We start from the raw sequence: 25,197 nt of genomic DNA on the forward strand, positions 1-25,197 counted from the left end.
ATAAAAAAGCTTGCAAAGCGAGTGTCTTTTAAAGTAATAATTTTCTTTGTAAATTTTCTATATTTTTCTTTATCGTGCCATCTTTATAGATAGCAGATATTAAGGCGATCATGTCTGGTTTTACTTTAGCAACACTTGCAATGTTGCTAGAGTTTATGCCGCCTATTACGCAAACATTCATTCCCATTTCTTTTGCTTGTGATATAGTTTGAGCCTTGCAAAGTGGCGCATTTGGTTTTGTTGGGCTTTTAAACATCGCTCCAAAAGCCATATAGCTAGCACCATTTTGTTTTGCCCTAATGGCAAGCTCCAAGCTATCATAGCAGCTAACTCCCACGTAAGCATCATCTCCTAAAATTTCAAACGCCTCTTTTATGCTCGCATCATCTTTTCCCAAATGCACGGACTTTGCCCCTATATGAGCAGCAAATAAAATATCATCATTTACGATAAATCTAGCTCCAAATTTTTCGCATAGGTTGAAAATTTCACTAGCTAGCCTCTTATCTTTGGGTATTTTTTTAGAGCGAAATTGAAAAAATTTCACCCCACACTCTAAAATTTCTTTAGTGTATTGCAAGGCTAAATTTTCAGGCATCAGCACATCGTCGCTAATCGCGTAAATTTCAATCACTTATGCCAACTTTATGATTTAGTAGACGTTTGCCAAATTTTGTCGTAATTGCATTTTTAATAGCATTTAAAATGTATCTTTTGGCTAGTTTTATGGCCTCTTCTTTGGTGTGTCCATTTGCCAGCAAGCAGGCCAGCGCACTTGCAAAGCTACATCCAGCCCCGTGCATGATCTCTGGTTTTATCAAAGGTTCGTTAAATTTAAGCACATCACCATTTTTTTTAAAAAGAGTATCTTCGCAAATTTCTGCAACCATGCTTCGCTTTAAGATCATATCGCAAGGCAAATTTTTGCTATCAAGCTCTAAAACTTTAGCTTCATCGATATTTGGTGTGATGATATCTGCAAATTTAAAAAGCTCTTTTAAGCTTACTATCGCATCGTCTTCGAGAAGTTTTGAGCCTGATTTTGCTACGCAAACTGGGTCTATTACTATTTTGATGCCTTGCTTATGAAATTTTTCAAGCCAAAAACCAACGCAGGATATAAGCTCTTTATTAAAAAGCATTCCAACCTTGATAGCGTCTATATTTAGCTCCTCGTCTACCATTTTGATCTGTTCATTTAGATTTGTAACATTTGTAGCAAAGATATTGCTAACGCCATTTGTATTTTGTGCCGTAAGAGCCGTAATAGCTGTCGCTGCGTAGCAAGAAAATGCCTCGCATGTCTTAATATCAGCCTGCACGCCAGCACCACCAACACTATCACTTCCTGCAATAATTAATATATTTTTCATCTATCTCCCATACAACCTGAAATTTTATCAACACTAAAAGGATCATCGACTTTCCAAATGCTTGAATACTTCTTAATGCTATTTTTTAATGCATCCACTAGATAATTCACCTCTTCTAACGTATGCGTATAGTGAAGTCCGGCCCTTACCCAGCCTGGCTTATGGGTAAATAGTGCATCTTCTTTTAAATGAAGCAAATCATGCCCATACGGTCCAGCACAAGAACATCCTGCACGCGTTTGAATGCCATATTCTTTGCTTAAAACTTTGGCTAGTTCATAAGGTGAAACACCATTCACATTAAAAGCAAATATCGGCAAACGCTTTATGTTGTTTGGATGATAGCACGTAAGCTCAGAAATTTCTGCTAGTCTTTTCTCAAAATACTCTCCAAGCTCGCTCTCGTTTTCATATATTGTCCCAAACCCTATCTCATTTCTCAGCCTATAAGCCAAATTTGCTCTTATGAGTCCTAGAATAGGCGGTGTACCAGCCTCTTCTAGCTGTTCGCTATCTTTTACAAATATAGCATAGTTTTTGCTAACATAACTTACCGTTCCACCGCCAGCAAACGTCGGTTCATCTGAGTTTGCAAGTATCTTTTTTATAGCAAGTAGCCCACAACTTCCTACTCCACCAAGCAATTTATGTGGCGATAAAAAAAGAGCATCAAAATAGTCGCAATCAATATTTCCATAAGCACTAAAGCTTGCCGCATCAAATGCCACAATGCCACCATAAGACTTTACAAGAGTATAAATTTTTCTATAATCACTTAAAACCCCTGTCACATTTGAAGCCACACTAAAGGTTGCGATGATCTCACGACCGACATTTATCCTTAAAATTTGCTCCAAATGATTAAAATCTATTTCTCCATTTTTATCAAGCCTGATACGCTCAACCTCGCAAAGTGCTTGCCTAAAGCTTATCTCATTTGAATGGTGCTCATAAGGCCCAAGCACTACGAGCGGAGAATTTTCATTTGGCTTTAACGCATATCTTTTTTTTAATGCTGGTGATGCATAAATGCCTAAAATTTCTTGGAATTTCTTTATCGCACCGGTAGCTCCATTGCCACAAGTAAAAAGATAAAAGCTCTCATCAAGTCCTAGCAAGCTTTTTAATTCACGTCTTGAATCTTCATAAGTTTGAGCGGTTTTATAGGCGTTTGATGAGCTGATAGAGTGCGTATTTGCGTATGTTTGGAGTATTTTTGCCATCTCATCTTCGATAGGTTTATAAGCTAGCCCTGAAGCTGTAAAGTCAAAATAATAAATACCATTTTTTAAAATTATATTTTCTCTAATATGCTCTAAATTTACCAAATCACAACCCTTGTTTTTTGCGTAGCATTATAGATTACTTTAGCTAAAATATACTACAATGCCCAAATAAAGGAGCCAATATAAAAGCTTTAAAATCAACATTTGAGCGAATGAAACACCTTGATATAAATGAACTTATTAAATTTCATCTCGTCTTTGATGAGTTTGATTTAAAGCACTCATATTATGATGTTTTTGAAGCGATCGAGGCTGAAATTTTAAATAACTTCTTAGCCTTGATGCCAAAATTTTACTTCGAATCCGATACAAACGATGCTATAAAATCTGCCCTCATAAAACTCGCACGAAGCGATAGAAAAAAATTTAGCGTACATAAAATTTTACCTCAAAGCCTAGCTAGCAAAGTCTATGCAAAGCTTTTTGAAAAAAATTTTTTACTGCTTGAAAAAAGCAGAGAAGTACTTCCAAAAAGATCAAAAAACCAAATGCTAAAAAAAGAAGAAAGGGGCTATAAAGTTGAGGATAAAATACATTTTAATAGCCATTTTTCAAGGTTTTGGTTTAGATTTATAGAGCCAAATTTAAGCTTGCTAAAAGCTGGCAAAAATGATGAAATTTTAACCATCATAAAAAAGGAATTTGACGAATATGCAAGCCTTGGATTTGAAATTTTATGCGGTGAACTTATGGCAAAAAAATTTCTGATTAATGGCGTATTTTTAAGTAGCTTTTGGAGCAGGAATATAGAGCTTGATATGCTGTTAAATATAGGTGGCAAGATCATAGTCGGCGAGGCAAAATACAAAGAGAGAAAAGTTTGTAAAAACGTGCTAAATTTACTATTGAAAAAATGTGAAAAACTAAATATCAAGCCAGATATTATTGCTCTTTTTTCGAAGAGTGGATTTAGTAGCGAGCTAAGAAATCTAAAGGATGAAAGGCTAAGGCTTTATGAAATTAGCGATTTTGAGGAACTTTTAAAATGAACGAACACGATATCCAAGCTGGCTTAAAAAGCCTGATAGAGCAGACTTATCTGATAGAAAACGAATATAAAAATTTAACATCATCTTACGCAAACTTGCAAAATTTCATTAAAGATATCGTGGAAATTTTGCCAAATGCTATCTGGGTGTTAGATGAAAATGATGAGATTTTTTTACAAAACTCAGAAGCAGTAAGACTTGGTAAAATTTTTAAAGAGATACCAAAAAAAGAGGGCGAGATAAATGTAGATGGGCAAATTTATCTTTTTAAAACAAGCTCTAAAGACAATAAACTAATAATCTCTGCAACAAACATAACAGTAGAAAAACGCACCGAGCGTCTTGCCTCAATGGGTCAAGTAGCAGCTCACTTAGCCCACGAGATCAGAAATCCGGTAGGCTCTATCTCGCTTTTAGCTTCGACACTGCTTAAAAGAGCCGATGAACGCATACAACCTATCGTAAATCAAATACAAAAAGCTACATGGCGAGTCGAACGCATAATAAAAGCTACACTACTTTTTACAAAAGGTCTTAACATAAATGCACAAATTTTTGACTTTTCGCAACTTAAAAAAGAGTGCGAAGAGGCTATAAATTTTTATGACTATTCAAAGGATATTAAATTTAGCCTAGAATTTCCAGATGGCAAATATACGGGCGATCTTAATCTACTAGCCATCGTCTTTCAAAATATTTTATTTAACGCTATTGATGCCATCGAAGAGAGCGATGATGATGAAGGAGAGATCATTTTAAGCTACGAAAAAACACCAAGTGAGCATAAATTTATCGTTTACGATAGTGGCGAGCCTATCAAAGACAAAGCCATAGTCTTTGAGCCATTTAAAAGTAGCAAGCTAAAAGGAAACGGCCTTGGACTACATCTTTGCTTACAGATCATAGAGGCTCACAAAGGCAGTATCGAGATCACACTAAATCCAAAAACATTTTGCATAAATTTACCAATAAAGGAGAAAGAATGAACATACAAAACGAACTTGAGGCTTTTAAAAAATCTCTTCAAACGCTTGATTTAAGAGAAATTTCAAACGATGGAGCAAAAAATGTTGCATTTATCTGTATCGATATGATAGAAGCATTTGCTGGCAGTGGTGCGCTCGCCAGTCAAAGAGTAGCCGCCTTATCAAAAGGGATCGCGACACTTTTTGATAGAGCGTGGAGAGATTTTGGTTTTAGAAATTTTATCCTTATAGAAGATAGGCACACCAGTGATTCAAAAGAATTTGAGAATTTTCTACCACATGCCATACTTGATACAAATGAGATAAAAACCGTAAAAGAGATAGAAAATCTAAGCTTTTTTAAAGAGTTCAAGACATTTTATAAAAACTCTTTAAGCATTGCGTTTAATAAAAAATTTGAGAAATTTTTAGAGCAAAACCCACAAATTGACACTTTTGTTATTACTGGAGATTGCACTGATATGTGCGTTTATCAGTGTGTTAGTTATCTTAAACTACGAGCCAATGAATACAATAAAAAAGCAAGACTTATCGTACCGTTTGATCTTACGCAAACGTACGATATACCAGGACACAATGGCGATTTTTACCACGAGATGTTTTCTCTTCATATGAAGCTAGCACTTGGCGCTGATGTGGTAAAGAGTATTAAATTTTAAAGCTTGCTTGAAATATTTATGAGCCTGTTTAGCTCGTCAAATTTAAAGCTAAGCTCGTATTTATCCGATACGATTTCATTAGGACTTTCGCTAAATTTCATATCACAGCTTAGCAAAAGTCCTTTTATAAAGATTTTATGATCCAGCTCGTAACTGCTTAAACACTCATTTACTACGCTCAAAATCTCATTTGCTAGCACTGGCTCTTCAAAGACTATATCCGCTCTAAATGCCACATACGCCGCTCCTCCCTCGTACTCTATCCTATAATAATTTTGCTCATCAAAAGCGGTGCAAAGAACCATACTAATCGTGTGACCATTAAAATTTTCATCCAGCTCAAATCGTGGCGTGCTAAATGCACTAAGTCCAAATTTCTCGCCAAACTCCCGTGCTTTATTTGCAAGCTCGAGCAAACGCTCATCAAAGCCATTTATATTTTCATAACCCCAAAGCCACGTATTTGACGAGAAGCTTTCAGAGCCAATAAACTGCATGTCAAACTCACGCCCATCAAAGTAAATTTTGCCACTATCAAAATCAACCTGCCAGTTGCTACCTTCAACAAGTAGCTTAAATGCACGTTTTTGAAGTAATGTCGATTTGCCGACACATGCGCTAAAAAGCTCGCTCCAGTTACTTTTATCTATGCCAAGCTTATCTAAAAACATCGCTTCTCCAGGCATTAGCAAGCTATTGCTTGAAGTGCTTTTTCTTTAAAGCTGTCATTTACAACAAATTTTGTCTTATAGACAAAAATTTGAGCCGTATTTTCATTTTTTATCTTAATAACAAGGCGTTTATCGTTGTGTGTGCCACTTTTTATATGTTCGTTATAGCCAAGATTATAAAGATTAGTGATCTTATCTTTGCTAAGCTCACTAAGGCATAAAAGTACCTCTAGCTCAGCATACTCTCTTGCTTTTTGAGGGGCGCTCGCCTCTTCATTTTTAGAAAATTTAGAGTTTTGTTTTAGCTTTCTTGTTTTAAAGTCTAAATTTTGCGCATCTTCTAGGCTATAAACCTCGTTTAAATTTGTCCTTACAAATTGATCATCTTTTGTGATATTTATCCTAAAAGCATAAGGTAGGTCGCGTTTTGCTTCATCTTTTACTATATCTTCGATGTTGCCAAGCTCTCTTTCAAAGACTGCGATCTCGATATTTCCGTGAAAATCAAGCACGTTTATAGTGCCCATTTTCTTGCCACTTTTGGTTATCCTTGTGCTAAAGTCCTCGATCTTACCAACGACTAAAATTTCAGCGCTTTGCGGCAAGCTCTCAAATTCTGAGCTTAGAGTGTATTTTATCTTGTTGATCTCGTCTTTATAATCATCAAGCGGATGGCCTGAGAGGTAGATACCAACGCTCTCTTGTTCAAATTTTAAAATTTGTTTGATGTCAAATTCATCATTTATAGTGACAAAATTTATCCTCACATCGTTCATGCTCTCATCTTCGCCGAATAAACTCTCAACTGCATTTTTACGGATCTGCGCAGCACTTTTGCAAGCTTCTATGATATTTTCTACATTTTGCATAAGCATCTTACGACTAAAGCCAAACTCATCAAAACATCCAGCTTTTATAAGGCTTTCAAAGACCTTTTTATTTACTTTAAAAGGATCTATCCTTGAAACAAAGTCATCCATACTCTTAAATTCGCCATTTGCTTCACGCTCAGTGATAATATTTTCAATAGCCGCTCCACCAACGCCTTTAATCGCGCCAAGCCCAAATATAATGCCGTCGTGACCCTCATTTTTCACGACGCTAAATTCCTTGCTTGATTTATTGATAGATGGCGGCAAAATTTCTATATTTATGCGCTTGATCTCATCGATATAACGCACAATCTTATCGACGTTGCTCTCTTCGCTTGTAAGAAGTGCAGCCATAAATTCAGCCGGGTAATAAGCCTTAAGATAAGCCGTTTGAAATGTGACGTAGGCGTAGGCGGCGGAGTGAGATTTATTAAAGCCATATCCTGCAAATTTTACAATTAGCTCGAAAAGATCGTCTGCTTTTTGTCCATTTAGCCCTTTTGCCTCAGCGCCTTTTACAAACTCGCCCTTTAGCCTGTCCATCTCTTCTTTGATCTTTTTACCCATCGCACGGCGTACAAGGTCCGCCCCGCCAAGGCTAAAGCCGCCTATGGCTTGAACGATTTGCATAACTTGTTCTTGATAGACGATCACGCCGTATGTTGGCGCAAGGATCGGCTCAAGCTCTTTAAATGAGTAGGTTATCTCCGCCTCACCATGTTTTCTTTTGACGAAGTCATCAAGCATACCACTTTCCATCGGTCCTGGGCGGTAGAGCGCTAGCATCGCGACGATATCCTCGAAGCAGTCCGGACGCAAGCTAGTTCCTAGCTTTCTCATGCCCTCGCCCTCGATTTGGAAAATTCCTATCGCTTGGCCGCTTTGTATCATTTTATAAACATTAGAATCGTTTTTATCGATCTGCTCCCAAATAATATCCTTGCTAGTTCGTTGTTTTACTAGCTTTATGGCATTATCGATAACCGTTAGCGTTTTTAGTCCAAGAAAGTCAAATTTAATTAAATCAACATCCTCAAGATATTTAAGGCTATACTGCGTAACATAGCGATCTTCTGGGCTGTTTGGCTGACGAAATAGCGGAGTTTTGTTCCATAACTCCTCATTTGAGATAACGACACCTGCTGCGTGCTGGCCGGCATTTCTATTTAGTCCCTCAAGGTCAAGTGCAAATTTCCAAATTTTAGCTGCCTTTGGATTTTGACTTATTAGTTCAGCTATCTTTGGCTCTTTTTCATAAGCATCTTTTAGCGTAATGCCTAGTTCATCAGGTATTAACTTTGCCATCGCATCAGCTTCGGCGTAAGGCATATCACAAACCCTAGCAACGTCTCTAATGACACCTTTTGCGAGCAATTTACCAAAGGTAATAACGCCAGCAACGTTAAATTTTCCATATTTTTGCGTAACATAGTCAATTATCTCGCCGCGTCTACTTTGACAAAAATCCACGTCAATATCTGGCATGCTAACACGCTCTGGGTTTAGAAATCTCTCAAAAAGTAGGTTGTATGGGATCGGATCAAGGTCAGTGATCTTTAGTGAATAAGCGACCAAGCTGCCAGCCGCAGAACCACGTCCTGGACCAACTGGCACACCTCTACTTTTAGCCTCATTTATGAAGTCCCAAACGATCATCATATAGCCTGGGAAATTCATTTTATTTATGATGCCAATCTCTATCTCAAGGCGCTTTTTGTATTCGTCATGTAAATTTTCAGGGACAAATTTTAGCCTCTCTTCAAGCCCCTTTCTACATTCATATTCAAAAAATACAGCATCATTTTTAAAACTATATCTATTTTTAGGCTCTGGAAGTGTTAAATTTCTCTCCTTGGAGCACTCAAGTGTAAATTTAAAATTTGGCGGAGTTGGGTTGCCAAGTTTGATCTCAAGATTGCACTTATCCACGATCTCTTGGGTATTTTCTATCACTTCAGGGATATCTAAAAATAGCTCACTCATCTGCTCTTTGCTCTTAACAAAAAACTCATGAACGCTGTGACGAAGTCGGTTTGGATCATCTAAAGTTTTGTTCATCGCGATACACATAAAAACCTCATGCGCGTCAGCTCGCTCTTTAAAAGTGTAGTGAGTATCGTTTGTGGCGATGACCTTTATGCCAGTCTCTTTGGCGATGCGCAAAATATCATCATCAATGCGTTTTTGATCGCCGATGCCATGACGCATGATCTCAAGATAAAAGTCATCTCCAAAAATTTCTTTATACTCAAGCGCGACCTCTTTTGCTCTCTCATAGCCCTTTGCGCCAAATTTGACGTTACGATCGCTTAAATTTAAGTGCCAACTCACCTCACCCTGCAAGCAAGCAGAGCTACAAACCAAGCCCTCGCTATGCTCTTTTAATATCTTTTTATTAATGCGAGGATAGTAGTAAAAGCCCTCGATGTAGCTCATGGAGCTAAGATACATCAAATTTTTATAGCCAGTCTCGTTTTTGGCGATTAGTATAAGGTGAAAACGCTGCTTGGTGCTCTTATCATCAAGCTGCTCGCCGTTATGCACGTAGGCTTCGATGCCAATTAGCGGTTTTATCCCCTCTTTTTTCATCGCCTTGTAAAAATCTATCGCTCCAAACATATTGCCGTGATCAGTAATCGCCGCTGCTGTGTCGCCTCTATCATGAAGTACGTGGGCTAGCTCTTTTATCTTGTTCGCTCCGTCAAGAAGGGAGTATTCGGTGTGTAAATGCAGGTGTGTAAAGCTAGAATTTTCACTCATTTTTTATCCTTTTTTAATGAGTGGATTTTACAAAATTTTGGCTAATAAGGTGCTTGATGAAAACTTAATGGGAGCTTTAAAATTTATAGAATTTGTAGTTTGTGGCTAAGAACGAAGCGCGCTATCATCTGACACACTATGCTATTAAGGTCTTGTAAATTTTAAAATTTATGAACGAGTAATTTCAACTCTAAAATTTTAGTTAAGCGGTCAGTGAAGCCAAAATTTAGTAGTCAAATCTTGCGAGTGAGTGGAATTTTAAAATCTATAAAGTGAAAAAGAATTAGATCGCGGACTAAGCCGCAATCCATTATAAATAAACTGGGATATTTGTGTGTTCTAAGAAAAATCTCGAAGTGCCACCAAGCACCATTTCCATAAGACCATTTTCACCATATCTGCTAGCAACGATTAGATCAGCATTTCTATCAATAGCTGCTTTTAAAAGTGCTTCACCAGGTATCATCGTGGTAGCGATCACTTCAAAAGTGGCTGATATGCCATGAATTTTGAAGTACTCTTCAAGCTTTTTAAGATTTAGCTCGGCATTATCACCAAGGCTTGCTTTTGAGGTAATGCACTGAACCTTTTTTGCCTTTTTTAAAAGATCGATCGAGCCTGTTAATGCTCTTGAGCTTTGTGTCGTACCAGTCCAGCTTACAAGGATATTATCGGCTTTAAACTCACGCATTTTTCTAGGGATTACAATCGCATTTTTACCGCTTTTTAAAACAGCTGACTCAAATGTGCCAGTGATCTTTCCATCAAGTGGCACAGCAGCCACCACTAGATCGCAAAATTTACTCTCTTGCTCCACTATCGCGCTTCTTTTGCCACTATGAATAGTAAAATTTGCAGTGCAAACATCTTCAATGATTTCACTAGTTACTTTTATGCCAAGCTCAGCACAAATTTTATTGAAAATTTTCTCATTCTCTTCATGCTCGACAGCTAGTTCAGATTTAGCTGATTTTAGAAATTCTTCAAAAAGCACTCCTCCACGAAGCGTCATTTTCATATTATAAACTACGCTTGGGTCAAGCTGACAAGTCATAATTTCCATATGTGTGTTAAACCACTGAGCAACCTTTAGGGCACCATAAATTCTTGGCTCGATATCGTCTCCAGCTCCTATTGGAAAAAGCAACTTTTTGTATTTCATCATCTGTCCTTTAAAATTTATTCAACCAAAGAGAGCGAAATTTTATTTCCTTTTTGCTCGCTCACACATACTTTGACCTGATCACCTACATTTAATGGAGCTTTTATCTTCGAGATATGAAGCAAGCCATCAATGCCATCTTTTAGCTCGATAAACACACCAAAATCAACCACACTCTTTACAGTTCCAAAAAACTCATCACCGATATTAAAATTTGGTTTTGAACGCTCTTTGTCGTGTTTAAACGGCTTTTTGCCAAATGAACGTCCATTGTCTTTTGAAGTGATAGAGATGATGTAATCTTTTGCGGCATCGACATTTTTCTTTGCTCCACCAGCGATTTTTACCTCGCCTTTTTCTCTATCAAGATCGATTGAAACTTCAAATTTTTCAATGATCTCTTTTATGGTTTTTCCAGCTTGTCCGATGATGTCTACAATTTTGCTTGGATCAACACTAAATAGCTCAAGCTTTGGAAGCACATCTTCATTTATTTCTATATTTTTATCAGCTTCTGTCATCAAAGATAAGATATGCTCTCTACCACGTTTTGCTTGATAAAGTGCCTCTTTTAGCACTTCTAAACTAATGCCACCAAGCTTAATATCCATCTGAAGTGCTGTGATACCATCGCTTGTACCTGCTACTTTAAAGTCCATATCGCCATCGTGATCTTCAAGTCCCATGATATCTGTTAGCACTGCGTGTTTATCGCCTTCAAATATTAATCCCATAGCGACACCAGCGACAAGTTTTAAAGTATTTACGCCAGCTGCTCTAAGTGCAAGCGAGCCACCGCAAACGCTAGCCATAGAGCTTGAGCCGTTACTCTCTAAAATTTCTGAAACGACTCTTATTGTGTATGGCGAAGCTAGATCGATACTTGGCGCAAGGGCACGTTTGGCTAAATTTCCATGTCCAAGCTCACGTCTACCAGGAGCTTTTAGTGGACTTGCCTCACCTACGCTAAAGCCTGGAAAGTTGTAGTTAAACATAAATTTCTCTACAAAAGGTACTTTTTCAGTTAGGATGTCATACATTTGAGCGTCACTGTCAGTGCCAAGAGTAGTGACAACTAGGGCTTGTGTCTGTCCTCTTGTAAAGAGGCATGAGCCATGTGCATTTGGAAGCACATTTGTTTCGATACTAATAGGCCTAACCTCTTCAAGACCACGTCCATCGGCCCTTACACCCTCGTTTATGATCTGCTCTCTAACGATTTTCTTTTTATATTTGCCAAGGACATTTGTGATGACAGCCTCATCCCAGCCCTCTTTTTGAGCGACCTCATCGCTTGAAATTTGTTTCGCGATCTTGCTAAGTTCGCTCGCGCGCTCGCTTTTTGCCATTTGATTGATAGCATTTTTGACTTCAGCTTTATAAAATTTATCGATGTAAATAGCGATATTTTCATTTTCTATCTCAGGTTTTAGCTCAAGCGCAGCGTCCTCTTTCTTATGCTCTTTGAAAGCTTCTTCGTAAGCACTGCTAGCTCTTAGTATCGCCTTACCAGCAAAATCAATCGCCTCAACCATCATATCTTCGCTAAATTCATTCATCAGCTGTTTTTGAGCCATACTATCACTTAAGCTTGGATCTATCATCGGCTCGATCGCAACCATCGGGATAAGCTGCGTAGTTTGCTGAGGCAAGCTTCTCATCTCGATCATCAAAAGCTCACCTTTTGTGCCAGCTACATAAAGATCTATCGCACTTTGTTTTAGTTCAGAGTTGCTTGGATTGATCACAAATTTTTCATCTATGTAACCAACTCTAACACCACATACTGGGCGATTTACTGGGATGTCGCTAAGATATAGTGCAACTGAAGCCGCATTTAGACTTACAACTTGTAAATCAACCTCAGGATCGGCTGAAAGTACCATTACAACTATTTGAGTTGGATAAGCATAACCTTTTGGAAAGAGCGGTCTAAGAGATCTATCGATGATGCGAGCTGTTAGCGTTTCAAAGTCGCCTGGCTTTGTCTCGCGCTTAACATAACCGCCAGGAATTTTACCAGCGGCGTAAGCTTTTTCGATGTACTGCACCGTTAGAGGTAAAAAATCCTCCTCAACTTGTGTGTCTTCTCTGGCAACAGTTGCTAAAACGACGGTATTTTTTACCCTTAAAAGCACTGCTCCGCTAGCTTGTTTTGCTACTTTATTAAGATCAAAAATTTCAACCTGATTATTGACTTCTATACTATATTGCATTATTTTTATCTCCTTGTTGTTTTTGTAACGGCAAATAATGAGGGCTCTCTTCTAATATTGACATGATACGCTCACTCGTAGCTTCGATCTTTTTCTCGTAATACGAATCCACATCGATAAAATCGACTATCTTATTTATCGTGTAAATTTCATCGACCATATCATTTAAATTTGTAAAGACATCAGTAGCAATCACTGGCGTCGCGTATGAGATGGATTTTACCTTCACATCAAGCAACGTCTTTATGCAAATGAGTGCCGTCATACCAGTCTCGCACCCCTCATCGATTAGTAAAATATTTTTATCTTTTAGCTCTCCTATCAAATTTCCTTTTCGGTATTTATAAACGTTTTTTAAAATTTTTTCTTCATATTTTCTATGCGCTTCGCCATAAATATAGTCATAGCTTATATTAAAAGCTTTTATAAGCTTATCGTTTAATACTATATCTTCTGTCTCACTAACTATTGCAACGTCGCATTCGCTATTATTTGGCGCAGGTATTGGCTCGCTAAAGAGCATCTCGTAGCTTAAATTTAAACTTCTACAAACTGCATCTGTGAGTATAACTGACTCAAGAGACATACAAACAACTATCGTCTTTTTATCTACGAGCTCTTTTTTTGGCAAAATTTCAATTAGCTTGCTAGCTGCCTCTAATTGATCCTTAAATTTAGCCGTTATCATTTAGTTGGCACTCGATTTTGTACTGCTTTGCGAAAAGTCATAGTGCAAACCGCCCATTGGATAGAAATTTATCGTGAAATAAATACCATTTTTTCTAGTTGATGCTGAGCCGTTTATTGTTGTTGTTGGCTCGACATCTTGTTGATAAATTATCCCGTAATTCCAGCATTTTCTTTGATGAAGCACGCCAACTCTCCAGCTTTTTGTGTAGCTTCGCTCAATATCATATTGCCAGCCGCCAATAAGGCTGTATTGATGAGGTAATTTTACTCCAAGACCACTGGTAAAATAGCTATCTTTTGTTGCACTATTTTTTATTTTGCTATCATTTTTCTTCATCGTATGAAGCATATTTAGCCAAAATAAATCATTTGTGTATGAAAATCCGCTTTGTACCTTTTTAAGCTCTTTACTCTTGTGTGAATACTCAAGCTTATTATAAAGGCTTAAATTTTCAAATGGATATAGATAGATAGCATTTTTTAAATTCGAATATTCATCTTCTTTTGTGTAATATCCTTGAGAAATACTATGTTTTATAATCTTTCTACCATTAGAGTTAAAGAAATACTGAGTCAGATAACCAGAAATTTCTTCCTTGCTCTGCCCTTGAGTCAAGAAATTTTCATACTCATTTAGATTTTTATCATAGATAAACTCATCATCTAAATTTCCTTTTCTATAGCCTGGCAGTAGGTATTCAGCTCCAAAATTTAAAGTGTGATAAAAGCTTTCATACGCTTTTGCAAGATCAGTGTGAATGGTAAATTTGTGGTAATTATTTACAAAATTTGTATGCTTATCTTCTCTTTTATCATCAAATGAATTTATCTTATTCTCGTAATTTATTCTTGAAGCGTATAGATACTCATAAAATGAAAATGTTAAGCTATCATCAAGCAGTGGCACATGCACTGAAGCTGGAAGTGTAAATTCATACTGAGTCGCTCTAACGCCTATCTTTCTATCATATCTATGTGACTGAAGATCGAGTGAATATAAGATATTTGGCAAGACAATATTATCTGTAAATTTATGATACTGAAGCGATGGAAGCTCTTGAAGCGTGTCTTTGTTCTCATTTTTTGAGCCAATCTTTTCAGTGTCTATGTAGTATTTTGCATAAGCACCAAAATAATGATCGTCATTTGCGATGAAGTAGTTAAATTTAGAAGTTACAAGCGAATCATAATCATCATCCCTGCCCTTTAAATTTAAATAATCTATATCATTTAGCTTCGTTGCATCTATCCAAATTCCCTCTTGTAAATCAGCTTCACTAAGGTATCTTATAAGCTTATCTCTTTCGTATTTTAGTCCAATGCCTTTATGTGTTTTATTTTTTAGTTCAGCTTTATTTGAAGTCTCTCCTTTTTGCTTGGCTTGGTAGCTGTTTTTATCAGTAAATGAGCCAAAGCTGATTTCGCCCCTTGAATCAGGCGACTCAGTAAATCTAAACGCACCATAAATTCCAGCACCTCTGTTTGTTCTTATCTGCGGATCAAGCTCGAAGTCCCACTCATTATAAGGTGCAAAATAAATCGGCTGCTTGTAATAAAAACCTTCAGATTTTCCGTATCCAAGCTCAGGCGGCAAAAGACCTGTTCTTCTTGTGGTATCTGTTGAAAAACCAAAATATGGCAAATAAAAAACTGGCACATTAGCTATACGAAAGACTGGGTTAAAAAGATGTAAAAATTTGCTTTGTTTATTTAGCATAGCTGAGCTTGAAGTGATACTCCAGTCAGGATCTTGGACATTACAGCTTGAAACCATCGCTTTTTTAACTCTATAGTACTCACTATCAGAGCTACTTTCATTGCTTCTCATCCATACTTCCATGTCTTTATTCATCATAAAAAGCGACTCAAAAGCAGTGTCATTATTTTTTAAATTTAGCTTTGCATAGTTTGAGCGAGAGACTTCACTCTTGCCCTTCATCATGTTGACGTTACCAAATAGCTCGATAACCGAATCATTTTGATCATAAACTGCACAATCAGCTGTCACAAGGTAATCTTGTGAATACACAACAACATTTTTATTGGCCGTGACAATGCCTTTATCTTGCTTCACATCATCAGCTAATAGCTGCACATCTTGCACTGCTGCACTTAGATTTAAAATACAAACCGGAACTAAAAATAAAATTTTACGCATTTATCACCACTGTTTTTGCTATTTTGTCTTGCCAAGTCTGCCTAGCTGGATTTGCAAATGCCCATGCAAAACCAAGATAAAAACAAGCTTCACTAACTAACCTAAAAATCGCCCTTACTAGGCTTGAAATAAAATTTGGTCTATCTAAAATTTCTACATTAATACACATCGTCTTTGTTAGCATTTGCCCAAGACTCGCACCATAATACCAAACAAAAAATGCATGATAAATAATCTTTAGTGAGACTATTTGCCAAAAGAAATTTAAGGTCAAATTTCTGGCTTCATCATAGCTCATAACCGACAAAAAGGCATCCCAGTAAATGATCAAAAACAAAAAAGAAACAATACATTCATCAATTGAGTAAGCTAGCACTCTTTTTGAAAATGGCGCTAGCGAAATTTCTTCTTTTTCAAGTTTTTCAATTATCTGCATACTCATTTTAATGCCTGCCAGGCAATATCTTTTCTATAATGTGCTCCGTCAAATTTTACATTTTCGCAAAGCTCATAAGCTCTATCACGTGCCTCTTTTATGCTCTTCGCAGTGGCCACGCAGACTAATACTCTGCCACCATCTGCATAAATTTCTCCATTTTGCTCGCTAACACCAGCATAAGCGATGTGAACATCTTTTACATCATTTAAAACTGAAATTTTAGCTTTTGGACTACTTTTATACGGATAGTCCTTACTAGCCATTACGACACCAACTGCAAATTCATCTTTTAAGCTAATAGGCTTTAGCTCGCCCTTTGCAGCATTTAGTAAAATTTCGCTTAGATTTCCGTCAATTAATGGCATCAATACTTCGCACTCAGGATCGCCAAATCTGACGTTAAACTCAAGCACATAAGGCTCATTTTTCACGATCATCAGTCCCACAAAAAGTACTCCACAAAACGGACTGCCCTCGTTTTTCATTCCTTTTAAAGTTGGCTTTACAACCTCTTCTTCGACCCTTTTTATCAGCTCTTTTGAAGCAAGTGGACTTGGAGCATAAGCACCCATGCCACCAGTATTTGGACCTTCATCGTTGTCAAGTAGGCGTTTGTGGTCTTGTGCCACTGGCAAGCTTACAAAATTTTCGCCATCGCAAATGGCAAAAAAGCTTAGTTCAAAGCCGTCCAAAAACTCTTCAACTACCACAAATTTACCAGCATCACCAAAGCTAGCTCCGCTTAGCATGTCACTAACTGCCTCTTTGGCTTCCTCTTTAGAATTTGCGATTATAACGCCTTTTCCAGCGCAAAGTCCGTCAGCTTTTACGACCATCGGCGCGCTTAAGGTATCAATAAATTTAAATGCTTTTTCTTTATCATCTGTGTTTAAATATCTTGCGGTTTTTATATTATTTCTAGCTAAAAAATCCTTCATATACGCCTTGCTAGCCTCAAGTCTAGCAGCTGCCTTGCTTGGTCCAAATATAAGCAAGCCCTCTTTTTTAAAGATATCCACTACGCCTTCACTAAGCGGTGCTTCAGGCCCTACGATAGTTAGGGCAATATCATTTTGTTTAGCAAATTTTGCAAGCTCATAAAAGTCTTTTATCTTTAAATTCTCGCCAAGGCGTGAGGTCGCACCATTTCCCGGTGCAAAGTATAAATTTATATTTTTTTCTTTTTTTAGTTTTAGAGCAATGGCGTATTCGCGGCCGCCACTTCCTATTATGAGAATATTCATTTCATCTCCGTAAATTTAAAAACCCGAGTGGGCGTCGCATAGAAGAGTGGCCCATAAACAAAGCCAATCTTGCAAATAGATGGATACCAAACGGTTGCAACTTCTCGCCTTTTCAGACTCAAACGAAGCCACATCACAAGGCACCCATACCTTTTCGCTAACAAAAAAGTGTTGGACCCCGTAAAATGCTGACTCGCTTCACTCAGGCAATAAAATTATATAAATTCTTTGCTTAAAGTAATGTTTTGGCAAGCGCGATACAGGCGTTTATATCTTGACTTTGGCTCACTATTGGCTCGGTAAATTTTAGCTCTTTTGCAGTGACCTTTCCAATGCTTATCGCTTGATAGCTCTCATCCCAACCAAAATTATTAAGAAAATTTTTGACATTTAGCGGAGAAGCAAAGATCAAAATGCTATTTTTTGGTGGTTTTAGCTCCATTTTGCAAGGATTTAAGACATTTTCATAGGCGACAATCGCTTTTATATTTACGCCGCCATTTTGCAAAATTTCTAAGAAATTTGAAGCACTATCTTTACCTTTTAGATAAAGAACTTTTTTGCCTTTTAAAAGTAGCAAAATTTCTCTTGCGAAGTCATCTCCGTGAGCGTTCTTTCCGGTATAAATTTCACTAAATCCAAACTCTCTTGCGGCTGCCGCACAACTATTTGCGATGGCAAAGACTGGCAAATTTATAGCTTTTATATTGTTAAATTTTAATGCATTAAAAGCATTTTTAGAAGTGGCTACCAGCACGTCATAGCCGCTTAAATTTAGTTCAAATTTTAAAAACTCTATCTTGCTAACGCTTAAATTTACAATGCTCTCATCAGTCGTTTTTGTATTTGAAATAAGATAAATTTTACGCAACTCTTTTTAACCTAAAAAATGATATCAACGCAAGTAATGTGCAAGCTAAAATAACAATAGAAGTCGAATAAAATATATCACCAAGCCCAACTAGCGGAGAGACTACGCCACCTAAAAAAAATGGGCAAAATCCAAGTATCGCTGAGGCTGAGCCTGCGTATTCTCTGCCTTCATTCATGGCTAGCGATGAAGCAGTTGGCAAGACAAATCCTGTAAAAAGAAGTAATAAGAAAAATGCGATAATGATGCCGATCACTTCAAATTTAAAACAAAGCATGAAAGCAATAAAAACGCTAGCAAACAAGGTGCCAAAAAGTCCAGTTTTGAGCGCTTTTCTCTCATTTAAAAGACTAGCAAGCCTTGCTCCTATAACAAGTCCTAAACCATTTGAAGCAAAGCAAAAGCTATAGCTTACTGGACTTAAAGAATAAAATTCTTGAAATATAAACGAAGATGACGCTATATAGGCAAACATCGCACCCATCGCAAATGTCTGAATGCTTACAAAAAGCATAAATTTTTTCTTTCTTAAAATTTTGCCAAAAACACTATAAGTCACTAGCAAAGGCATTTTTAAGCGATTTGACTGACTTAAGCTCTCTTTGAAATAAAAATTTGCTATAAAAAGCAAAATACCAATGATAGTAAGTGCCATAAAGATACCACGCCAGTCGGTAAATTTAAGTAGCAAGCTGCCACCAATTGGCGAGAGTATCGGAGCAAGACCATTTACAACCATCATAAGACTAAAAAATTTAGTCATTTCATGACCCTTATAAAGATCACTCACAACAGCCCTTGAGATGACTAAGCTGCCGGCACTTGCAAGCCCTTGAATAATTCTCATAAAGATAAAAAACTGGATATTTTGTGCAAAAAATATAAAAATAGTGCTTATAGTATAGACGATGAGCGAGATGGTAAGGGGCAATTTTCGGCCAAATTTATCGCTTATTGGACCAACTATGAGCTGACCTATGGCTAAGCCTGCCATCGATGTCGTGATCGTTAATTGTGTAGCTGTAACGCTTGTTTTAAACCACTCAGTAATAGCCGGAAGTGCTGGCAAATAAAGATCTGTCACAAATGGTCCAAAGGCAGAGAGAGCACCTAAAAATAGCAATAAAAATAGTTTGGAATTTTCTTTTTTCATAGTTTTTCTTTAAATTTTAAAAGAGATTATATTATGACTTTGCTTTTTGGGTTATTAAGGGTAAATTTAACGTGATTTATAAAATATAAAAGCCCCAAAATTAGGGCTTAGTATTACATTTTGTCTTTAGTAACGATTAAGAGCATTTTAAATTTATCTTTTATCTTTAATCCGTGTGGTATTTTGCCTGGAAGCACTATGGTATCGCCTTTTTTGATATCAAAATGTTCATCACCAATAGTTAGCTTCATCTCGCCATCAAGTGCGATAAGTAGTGCATCGCCTGGAGCTGCGTGAGTTGAGAGCTCTTGGTCTGTGTCAAAACTAAGTAATGACATTGAGCCGTTTTCGTTCTTTACGAGCGTTTTGCTCACGATTTTGCCTTTTTCGTATTCCACTGCATCAACTAAGCTAAAAATAGCTGCCTTAGGTAAATGATCTATCATTAAATCCTCCTTAAAATCAATTGAAATATATTTCGTTGGTTCGTTAAAAACTAGCTTGCGCCACACTTTTTTCTCTATCAGGCAAGCTTGCTCATTGCATATATGTATCTGCTTTTCGCCGTAGTATAGGCTAGCACCACCCTCCACAACCCATGCGAGGCTGTCGCAAAACAGCATCTCATGATCTAGCTCCTCGTCCTCGTCAAATGCGTATATATCGACGCTTGCGTTTTTGTTTTGAAAGAGCCTTTTACTAACGACGCTTTTTTCTACTATACTTGTGTCTTTGTCTAGACTATAGATTTGACTCATTTTATATCCTTTTTTTGCAAAATTATAAAAGGTTAAGAGCCAAATTTCATTGACCAATGTTAATAAAAAGAGAAAATATATCCTAATTAAAACTAGTGCATATCAAGAAGTTCCCTTTACAGAAAATTCCATAAAGGAATTTGGCCACTCAATAATTACCATATCATATTTGTTTCTTTGATTCTATAACGGTATCTTTTTAGTTTCTGTTTTTAATATGCATAGCCCGGCTTCCTTGCCGTAGTTTCGTAAGCTTCGTTAAGTACTGATCCAATACCCATTTGATGGAATTTTTTATGCCAATTACAAAAAATATCTGCACAATCCTTGCTGGTTGAGGTTAATACAACAAAACCAACCGACTCATCATTTTATATGACAAGCAAGAAAATATTTTTCTGTGAATCACAAATATACTCTTCTGTGCTTTCCGGCATTCCAAACCATTCTGAAAGGTCATATAATATCTCTCTTGATGCACCTTCCTTTTCCAGTTCATCTTCAACTTTTTTTATTTTTATATCAATTTGCTCTTCCACAACTTCTATACTTTTAAATGTATACCTTTATTTCTTAAATTTTCTATGCAATCAGCCAGATATTCAATATTATGCTCTTTGTAAATTGGACTGCTTATAATTTCCTCTTTAAGATTATTGTACTTTTCTGCCGTCCTTCCTCTATAATTTTTATCTTTCCATTCCACAGAAACATTATATCCCCTTTTTTCCATCTCCTCCATAACCAATACATGGTAAATAAAAAGATGATACGGGGAATATGTAAACACATAGTCCACAGTTTTATGTTTCTTTTTCCATCCATTGCCCCTCAAAGCACAACATTCCCTATGTTGTCCAAGCAGCTGACTTTTGGGCAATAAGTGGATAAGTTTTTCATGCCATAGTCTCATATTTTTCTCCTGTTAAGAAGGTTGATTTTTCTAAATATTCATTAGGGTATCTTTTTAGTAAAGTGTTAATGTATTCAATTACAACATCTTGATTATTTTTCCCCTCCATATATTCATTTAATATATCAAATAATGCCTGTTTTTCAACTGTACTTGCATTTTTTTTGAAATATCCCCATATGTGAAGAATGGCATTACTAAAATCTTTTTTACTCTCCTTCATATCTCTTGTTTCCTGTATTTTTTTATTTATCCATAAAACATCCGGTTCTTTTTCCCTCAAATACGCCCTTATCTCCAAATATGCTTTATGCGATTTGCTTAGTACAAAATATTTATTTTTTGCCCATAACTCTTCACATTCTATTTTTGTATCTTTGTGTCTCATATTGACACCTCTTTAAAAATATTCAAACTAAAATAAATCCCATATAATGTACCACCATTTAAGCATTTATTAATAGCATTTAAATTTTTATTTAGGTCAGGTATAAATGAATATCCCGCATTACTGTATGTTAAAGTGGTCTCCGATGCAAAGAAGTTTCATTGCTATAACCTCTTCAAATTCAAATTTATCAACCGCTGTTTCCACAAAAGCCTCCCAGCAAAATAATGGAAGGCTTTCTAAACAATTTATCTAAATTTAAAACTCCCTCTTAAACCTACTTTTTCTCATTTTTAGTATCAAAACAGTATCACTAAGGAGCTTTTTGCTTCAATAAACCGTTGCAATATTGTATTTTCAACGGTTTTACAGCAAAAATATTTTTACTCTATTCCCACTCAATAGTTGCAGGTGGCTTGCTTGAGATATCGTAAACTACGCGGTTTATACCGTTTACCTCGTTTATGATGCGGCGGCTTACGTTTTCAAGTAGATCATAAGGAAGCCTTGAAAAGCTTGCAGTCATGCCATCACTCGCATCTACCACGCGCACGCAAACAGCGTTTTCATAGGTGCGGTTATCGCCCATTACTCCGACAGAATTTACATTTAAAAGTACGCAGAAAGCCTGCCAAGTTTTGTTATACCAACCAGTACTTTTTAGCTCATCACGCAAGATCACATCAGCTTTGCGAAGTAGCTCTAGGCTTGGTTTATTTACTTCGCCCATGATGCGGATAGCAAGGCCAGGTCCCGGAAAAGGGTGGCGGAAGACTAGATCCCGGCTTAGTCCAAGCTCAAGACCTAGCTTTCTAACCTCGTCTTTAAAAATTTCTCTTAGCGGTTCTATAAGCTCAAATGTCATCCAATCAGGCAAGCCTCCAACGTTGTGGTGGCTCTTTATCGTCTTGCTTGATCCAACTACGGAGCTTTCGATGATATCAGTATAAAGAGTGCCTTGAGCTAAAAATTTCACATCGCCATGCTTCTTAGCCTCTTGTTCAAAAATTTCTATAAAGGTCTCACCTATGATCTTGCGCTTTTTCTCAGGATCAACTACACCAGCTAAGCGACCAAGGAAGGTCTCGCTCGCATCTATGCTAACTAGCTCAACGCCAAGCTTTGTTCTAAATGTAGCTTCAACTTGCTCTCTTTCGTTTGTTCTAAGAAGTCCGTTATCAACAAAGACAAGGATCAAATTTTCAGGCACGGCGGCCGCTAAAAGTGCCGCAGTCACGGAGCTATCCACGCCACCGCTAACTGCACAAAGTACCTTATGAGTGCCTACTGTTTTTCTTATCTCTTCTATCTTATTTTTAGCGAAGCTTCCCATATTCCAAGTGCTCTCGCAACCGCAGATATATTTAGCGAAATTCTTTAGAATTTGCGTGCCATATTCGCTGTGTTGCACCTCTGCGTGAAACTGGATTGCATAAAATTTACGTTTATCATCGCCAAAAGCACAATAAGGCGAATTTTCACTAATAGCGATCACTTCAAAACCTTCTGGCAAGTCCTTTACGTAGTCACTATGGCTCATCCATACGATTTGTTTTGAAGGTGTATCTTTAAATAGCTCATGCTCTTTAATAACGTTAAGCTCGGCCTTGCCATACTCTTTTTGATCAGCCGCTAAAACCTCAGCCCCATGTGTGTGAGCAAGTAGCTGCATACCGTAGCAAACGCCAAGTATAGGGATGTTTAGCTCAAAGACACCACTATCACAAAAATAAGCATCTTTAGCATAAACACTAGCTGGGCCGCCACTTAAAATGATACCTTTTGGCTCTTTCGCCTTTATCTCACTAAGCTTTGCATTAAATGGCAAAATTTCAGTGTAGACGCCCTCTTCTCTTAGCCTTCTAGCTATTAGCTGAGTGTATTGCGAACCAAAATCCAAAACTATAATCGTATTGTTCATTTATAACCTTTTAAAAATAGATATGAAAAATTTCAAACTGCACATACCAAACAATGATCGATACGATATATCCTAGAACCACCATCCAAGCGTATTTCATATGTGCGCCAAAGGTATAAATTCCTTTTAATTTACCCATTACTCCAACACCAGCTGCTGAACCAAAGCTGATCATCGAACCGCCAATACCAGCAGTTAGTGTCACTAATAGCCACTGACTCATTGCCTCGCCTGCATCAGCTCCCATTGCTGGATTTGCTTTCAAAACAGCTGACATAACTGGAACATTATCAACGATCGCTGAAAGGAAGCCAACGCCGATATTTACAGCAGTTGAGCCAAATTTATCATAAAGTGATACAGCGTAATTTAAAAATCCAGCAAAATGAAGAGCGCCAACTGCAGCTAAAATTCCAAAGAAGAAAAATAGTGTATTGTTTTCGATCTTTGACATATAGTGAAATACATGCATTGGCTCTTCGCTTTTGTGAGCTTTTTTAAAATAGTAAGTATAAAGACTAAGTAGTGAGAAGCCAAACATCATTCCCCACATCGCTGGTAAGTGAAAAAGCTGGTGCATCATAACAGCACAAAAGATAGTAAATGCACCTATAAAAATAACCGCTTTACCGCCCTTTTTCATAACCACTTTTGGCTCGTTTGCTACGTCAAAATGCGGTGCAGTACTTGGCACCACGCGAGAAAGTAAAAATGCCGTTACAAACCAACCTACGATAGATGCTGGAAAAAGTGCGAAAAAGTCGACAAATGGTGCTTTTCCAGCAGCCCAAGCCATAAGCGTAGTGATATCGCCAAACGGACTCCATGCTCCACCTGCATTTGCTGCAACGACAATGTTTATCGCACCAGCAACTAAAAAATTTGTATTATTTCTATCTATTGTTAGAAGAACGGTTGAAAGAATAAGCGCTGTTGTTAGGTTATCAGCTACTGGGCTTATAAAAAATGCCAAAATACCAGTTAGCCAAAACAGCTTTCTATAAGTATAGCCTTTTGATACGAGATTATATTTAAGTGCATTAAATACATCTCTTTCGATAAGTGCTTCGATAAAAGTCATCGCCACCATCAAGAAAAATACAATCTGAGCGATCTCTAAAATCAGGTGATTTACCTCATGTTCAAGCGAATGCACATCCATGCCATTTATAAGCATATAAACGCCGATAAGCAGGAACATAAACGTACCGATAAAGATAGCAGGTTTTGCTTTGTCGATATGGAAATTTTCTTCTGCTGCTATGAAAAAATATCCAACAATAAAAATTATAAGTGATAAAATTCCTGCCCACGTAGTAGTTAAGTCAATAGCTGCGGTTTCTCCATCAGCACCAAAAGCCATCGCGAAAAACAAGCCTAGAAGTCCAAAAAACCTCATTATACTCTCCTTGTAGAATAAAAAATCTTGGTATATTACTTAAATGAGCCTAAAAATTAGGTTAGTTAAAATTATTAAGCTTACATTACATTTTTATTTAAATACGAAAATTTTACTAGATTTTGTTTATCTTATCAGTTTTCTTTTCTTTTACGGGAGCATTTCCATAAAATGGATCATCTTTATAGCCACAACCGCTAAATGCAAAAAGAGTAAAAATTAAAATAAAAGATGATAAGATAAGCCCATGAAAAACGCTAAATTTTTGATAAATACTATTCACGAAAAT

The 25,197-nt window shown here is 37.1% G+C and carries 23 protein-coding genes; 3 read left to right on the forward strand and 20 right to left on the reverse strand.

Going from position 1 to position 25,197, the window contains the following annotated elements; all coding sequences use genetic code 11:
* Positions 1 to 28 precede the first annotated feature (28 nt).
* From thiE to CVT15_RS06850, 3 genes are read right to left on the reverse strand one after another with little or no spacing between them, the layout of a single operon-like run.
* Positions 29 to 634, reverse strand: a complete 606-nt coding sequence (thiE, locus tag CVT15_RS06840; RefSeq protein WP_107898169.1) for a thiamine phosphate synthase — start codon at positions 632 to 634, stop codon at positions 29 to 31.
* Complete coding sequence (locus tag CVT15_RS06845; RefSeq protein WP_103577455.1) at positions 627 to 1,373, reverse strand: hydroxymethylpyrimidine/phosphomethylpyrimidine kinase; 747 nt, start codon at positions 1,371 to 1,373, stop codon at positions 627 to 629. The genes thiE and CVT15_RS06845 overlap by 8 nt, the downstream gene beginning before the upstream one ends.
* A complete protein-coding gene (locus CVT15_RS06850) occupies positions 1,370 to 2,701 on the reverse strand; it encodes an aminotransferase class V-fold PLP-dependent enzyme (protein ID WP_103577456.1) in 1,332 nt (443 codons plus the stop codon). The genes CVT15_RS06845 and CVT15_RS06850 overlap by 4 nt, the downstream gene beginning before the upstream one ends.
* A 110-nt stretch (positions 2,702 to 2,811) precedes the next feature.
* On the opposite strand from CVT15_RS06850, the gene CVT15_RS06855 reads away from it, so the two are divergent.
* The 3 genes from CVT15_RS06855 to CVT15_RS06865 are packed head-to-tail and all read left to right on the forward strand — an operon-like array spanning position 2,812 to position 5,293.
* The gene (locus CVT15_RS06855; RefSeq protein WP_103577457.1) at positions 2,812 to 3,648 is read left to right on the forward strand and encodes a DUF234 domain-containing protein; all 837 of its coding nucleotides are present in this window, start codon (positions 2,812 to 2,814) and stop codon (positions 3,646 to 3,648) included.
* Positions 3,645 to 4,634, forward strand: a complete 990-nt coding sequence (locus CVT15_RS06860; RefSeq protein ID WP_103577458.1) for a sensor histidine kinase — start codon at positions 3,645 to 3,647, stop codon at positions 4,632 to 4,634. Before CVT15_RS06855 ends, CVT15_RS06860 begins: the two co-directional genes overlap by 4 nt.
* Positions 4,631 to 5,293 carry a cysteine hydrolase family protein gene (locus tag CVT15_RS06865; RefSeq protein WP_103577459.1) on the forward strand — a complete coding sequence of 221 codons (663 nt, stop codon included), beginning with the start codon at positions 4,631 to 4,633 and terminating at the stop codon, positions 5,291 to 5,293. The genes CVT15_RS06860 and CVT15_RS06865 overlap by 4 nt, the downstream gene beginning before the upstream one ends.
* Here the strand turns inward: CVT15_RS06865 and CVT15_RS06870 are convergent.
* The 17 genes from CVT15_RS06870 to CVT15_RS06950 all read right to left on the reverse strand — a co-directional run bounded on the left by CVT15_RS06870 (position 5,290) and on the right by CVT15_RS06950 (position 25,191).
* Positions 5,290 to 5,964, reverse strand: coding sequence for a DUF6882 domain-containing protein (locus CVT15_RS06870; protein ID WP_196087904.1), 675 nt, complete (start codon positions 5,962 to 5,964; stop codon positions 5,290 to 5,292). The genes CVT15_RS06865 and CVT15_RS06870 overlap by 4 nt on opposite strands.
* A gap of 14 nt (positions 5,965 to 5,978) precedes the next feature.
* Positions 5,979 to 9,596: a DNA polymerase III subunit alpha gene (gene dnaE, locus CVT15_RS06875; RefSeq protein ID WP_107898170.1), complete on the reverse strand. Its 3,618-nt coding sequence runs from the start codon at positions 9,594 to 9,596 to the stop codon at positions 5,979 to 5,981.
* Positions 9,597 to 9,906: 310 nt separating this feature from the next.
* The gene (locus tag CVT15_RS06880) at positions 9,907 to 10,758 is read right to left on the reverse strand and encodes a universal stress protein (protein ID WP_021091781.1); all 852 of its coding nucleotides are present in this window, start codon (positions 10,756 to 10,758) and stop codon (positions 9,907 to 9,909) included.
* A 17-nt stretch (positions 10,759 to 10,775) separates the two neighbouring features.
* Positions 10,776 to 12,974, reverse strand: coding sequence for a polyribonucleotide nucleotidyltransferase (locus CVT15_RS06885; RefSeq protein WP_103577462.1), 2,199 nt, complete (start codon positions 12,972 to 12,974; stop codon positions 10,776 to 10,778).
* Positions 12,964 to 13,662 carry a sodium:proton antiporter gene (locus CVT15_RS06890; RefSeq protein WP_103577463.1) on the reverse strand — a complete coding sequence of 233 codons (699 nt, stop codon included), beginning with the start codon at positions 13,660 to 13,662 and terminating at the stop codon, positions 12,964 to 12,966. The genes CVT15_RS06885 and CVT15_RS06890 overlap by 11 nt, the downstream gene beginning before the upstream one ends.
* The gene (locus CVT15_RS06895) at positions 13,663 to 15,822 is read right to left on the reverse strand and encodes an LPS-assembly protein LptD (protein ID WP_103577464.1); all 2,160 of its coding nucleotides are present in this window, start codon (positions 15,820 to 15,822) and stop codon (positions 13,663 to 13,665) included.
* Positions 15,815 to 16,264 carry an RDD family protein gene (locus CVT15_RS06900; RefSeq protein WP_103577465.1) on the reverse strand — a complete coding sequence of 150 codons (450 nt, stop codon included), beginning with the start codon at positions 16,262 to 16,264 and terminating at the stop codon, positions 15,815 to 15,817. Before CVT15_RS06900 ends, CVT15_RS06895 begins: the two co-directional genes overlap by 8 nt.
* On the reverse strand, positions 16,261 to 17,505 hold the full coding sequence (purD, locus tag CVT15_RS06905; RefSeq protein WP_103577466.1) for a phosphoribosylamine--glycine ligase: 1,245 nt from the start codon (positions 17,503 to 17,505) through the stop codon (positions 16,261 to 16,263). The genes CVT15_RS06900 and purD overlap by 4 nt, the downstream gene beginning before the upstream one ends.
* 232 nt (positions 17,506 to 17,737) lie before the next feature.
* Positions 17,738 to 18,376: a uroporphyrinogen-III synthase gene (locus tag CVT15_RS06910; RefSeq protein WP_103577467.1), complete on the reverse strand. Its 639-nt coding sequence runs from the start codon at positions 18,374 to 18,376 to the stop codon at positions 17,738 to 17,740.
* Positions 18,369 to 19,529 (reverse strand): multidrug effflux MFS transporter, encoded by a 1,161-nt coding sequence (locus tag CVT15_RS06915; RefSeq protein WP_107898171.1) that lies wholly within the window; start codon positions 19,527 to 19,529, stop codon positions 18,369 to 18,371. The genes CVT15_RS06910 and CVT15_RS06915 overlap by 8 nt, the downstream gene beginning before the upstream one ends.
* Positions 19,530 to 19,642: 113 nt before the next feature.
* Positions 19,643 to 20,287 (reverse strand): cupin domain-containing protein, encoded by a 645-nt coding sequence (locus CVT15_RS06920; protein ID WP_103577469.1) that lies wholly within the window; start codon positions 20,285 to 20,287, stop codon positions 19,643 to 19,645.
* A 371-nt stretch (positions 20,288 to 20,658) separates the two neighbouring features.
* Positions 20,659 to 20,826: a hypothetical protein gene (locus tag CVT15_RS10035; RefSeq protein WP_198426208.1), complete on the reverse strand. Its 168-nt coding sequence runs from the start codon at positions 20,824 to 20,826 to the stop codon at positions 20,659 to 20,661.
* 5 nt (positions 20,827 to 20,831) lie between these two features.
* Positions 20,832 to 21,200 (reverse strand): TIGR02328 family protein, encoded by a 369-nt coding sequence (locus tag CVT15_RS06930; protein WP_103577470.1) that lies wholly within the window; start codon positions 21,198 to 21,200, stop codon positions 20,832 to 20,834.
* The gene (locus CVT15_RS06935; protein WP_103577471.1) at positions 21,184 to 21,588 is read right to left on the reverse strand and encodes a YbgA family protein; all 405 of its coding nucleotides are present in this window, start codon (positions 21,586 to 21,588) and stop codon (positions 21,184 to 21,186) included. Before CVT15_RS06935 ends, CVT15_RS06930 begins: the two co-directional genes overlap by 17 nt.
* Before the next feature lie 388 nt (positions 21,589 to 21,976).
* Positions 21,977 to 23,509 carry a glutamine-hydrolyzing GMP synthase gene (guaA, locus tag CVT15_RS06940; protein ID WP_103577190.1) on the reverse strand — a complete coding sequence of 511 codons (1,533 nt, stop codon included), beginning with the start codon at positions 23,507 to 23,509 and terminating at the stop codon, positions 21,977 to 21,979.
* A gap of 10 nt (positions 23,510 to 23,519) precedes the next feature.
* The gene (nhaD, locus tag CVT15_RS06945) at positions 23,520 to 24,908 is read right to left on the reverse strand and encodes a sodium:proton antiporter NhaD (protein ID WP_103577191.1); all 1,389 of its coding nucleotides are present in this window, start codon (positions 24,906 to 24,908) and stop codon (positions 23,520 to 23,522) included.
* A 115-nt stretch (positions 24,909 to 25,023) separates the two neighbouring features.
* On the reverse strand, positions 25,024 to 25,191 hold the full coding sequence (locus CVT15_RS06950) for a hypothetical protein (protein WP_021091736.1): 168 nt from the start codon (positions 25,189 to 25,191) through the stop codon (positions 25,024 to 25,026).
* Positions 25,192 to 25,197: the final 6 nt, after the last annotated feature.

This window comes from Campylobacter concisus, assembly GCF_003048595.2.
Lineage (GTDB): Bacteria > Campylobacterota > Campylobacteria > Campylobacterales > Campylobacteraceae > Campylobacter_A > Campylobacter_A concisus_L.

What these genes read in the sequence shown, in the direction of transcription:
- CVT15_RS06845 (WP_103577455.1), bottom strand. Translation starts at nt 1,373, where the DNA reads ATGAAAAATATATTAATTATTGCAGGAAGTGATAGTGTTGGTGGTGCT.
- CVT15_RS06855 (WP_103577457.1), top strand. Translation starts at nt 2,812, where the DNA reads ATGAAACACCTTGATATAAATGAACTTATTAAATTTCATCTCGTCTTT.
- CVT15_RS06860 (WP_103577458.1), top strand. Translation starts at nt 3,645, where the DNA reads ATGAACGAACACGATATCCAAGCTGGCTTAAAAAGCCTGATAGAGCAG.
- CVT15_RS06865 (WP_103577459.1), top strand. Translation starts at nt 4,631, where the DNA reads ATGAACATACAAAACGAACTTGAGGCTTTTAAAAAATCTCTTCAAACG.
- CVT15_RS06870 (WP_196087904.1), bottom strand. Translation starts at nt 5,964, where the DNA reads ATGTTTTTAGATAAGCTTGGCATAGATAAAAGTAACTGGAGCGAGCTT.
- dnaE (WP_107898170.1), bottom strand. Translation starts at nt 9,596, where the DNA reads ATGAGTGAAAATTCTAGCTTTACACACCTGCATTTACACACCGAATAC.
- CVT15_RS06880 (WP_021091781.1), bottom strand. Translation starts at nt 10,758, where the DNA reads ATGAAATACAAAAAGTTGCTTTTTCCAATAGGAGCTGGAGACGATATC.
- CVT15_RS06885 (WP_103577462.1), bottom strand. Translation starts at nt 12,974, where the DNA reads ATGCAATATAGTATAGAAGTCAATAATCAGGTTGAAATTTTTGATCTT.
- CVT15_RS06890 (WP_103577463.1), bottom strand. Translation starts at nt 13,662, where the DNA reads ATGATAACGGCTAAATTTAAGGATCAATTAGAGGCAGCTAGCAAGCTA.
- CVT15_RS06895 (WP_103577464.1), bottom strand. Translation starts at nt 15,822, where the DNA reads ATGCGTAAAATTTTATTTTTAGTTCCGGTTTGTATTTTAAATCTAAGT.
- CVT15_RS06900 (WP_103577465.1), bottom strand. Translation starts at nt 16,264, where the DNA reads ATGAGTATGCAGATAATTGAAAAACTTGAAAAAGAAGAAATTTCGCTA.
- purD (WP_103577466.1), bottom strand. Translation starts at nt 17,505, where the DNA reads ATGAATATTCTCATAATAGGAAGTGGCGGCCGCGAATACGCCATTGCT.
- CVT15_RS06915 (WP_107898171.1), bottom strand. Translation starts at nt 19,529, where the DNA reads ATGAAAAAAGAAAATTCCAAACTATTTTTATTGCTATTTTTAGGTGCT.
- CVT15_RS06920 (WP_103577469.1), bottom strand. Translation starts at nt 20,287, where the DNA reads ATGAGTCAAATCTATAGTCTAGACAAAGACACAAGTATAGTAGAAAAA.
- CVT15_RS06930 (WP_103577470.1), bottom strand. Translation starts at nt 21,200, where the DNA reads ATGAGACTATGGCATGAAAAACTTATCCACTTATTGCCCAAAAGTCAG.
- CVT15_RS06935 (WP_103577471.1), bottom strand. Translation starts at nt 21,588, where the DNA reads ATGAGACACAAAGATACAAAAATAGAATGTGAAGAGTTATGGGCAAAA.
- guaA (WP_103577190.1), bottom strand. Translation starts at nt 23,509, where the DNA reads ATGAACAATACGATTATAGTTTTGGATTTTGGTTCGCAATACACTCAG.
- nhaD (WP_103577191.1), bottom strand. Translation starts at nt 24,908, where the DNA reads ATGAGGTTTTTTGGACTTCTAGGCTTGTTTTTCGCGATGGCTTTTGGT.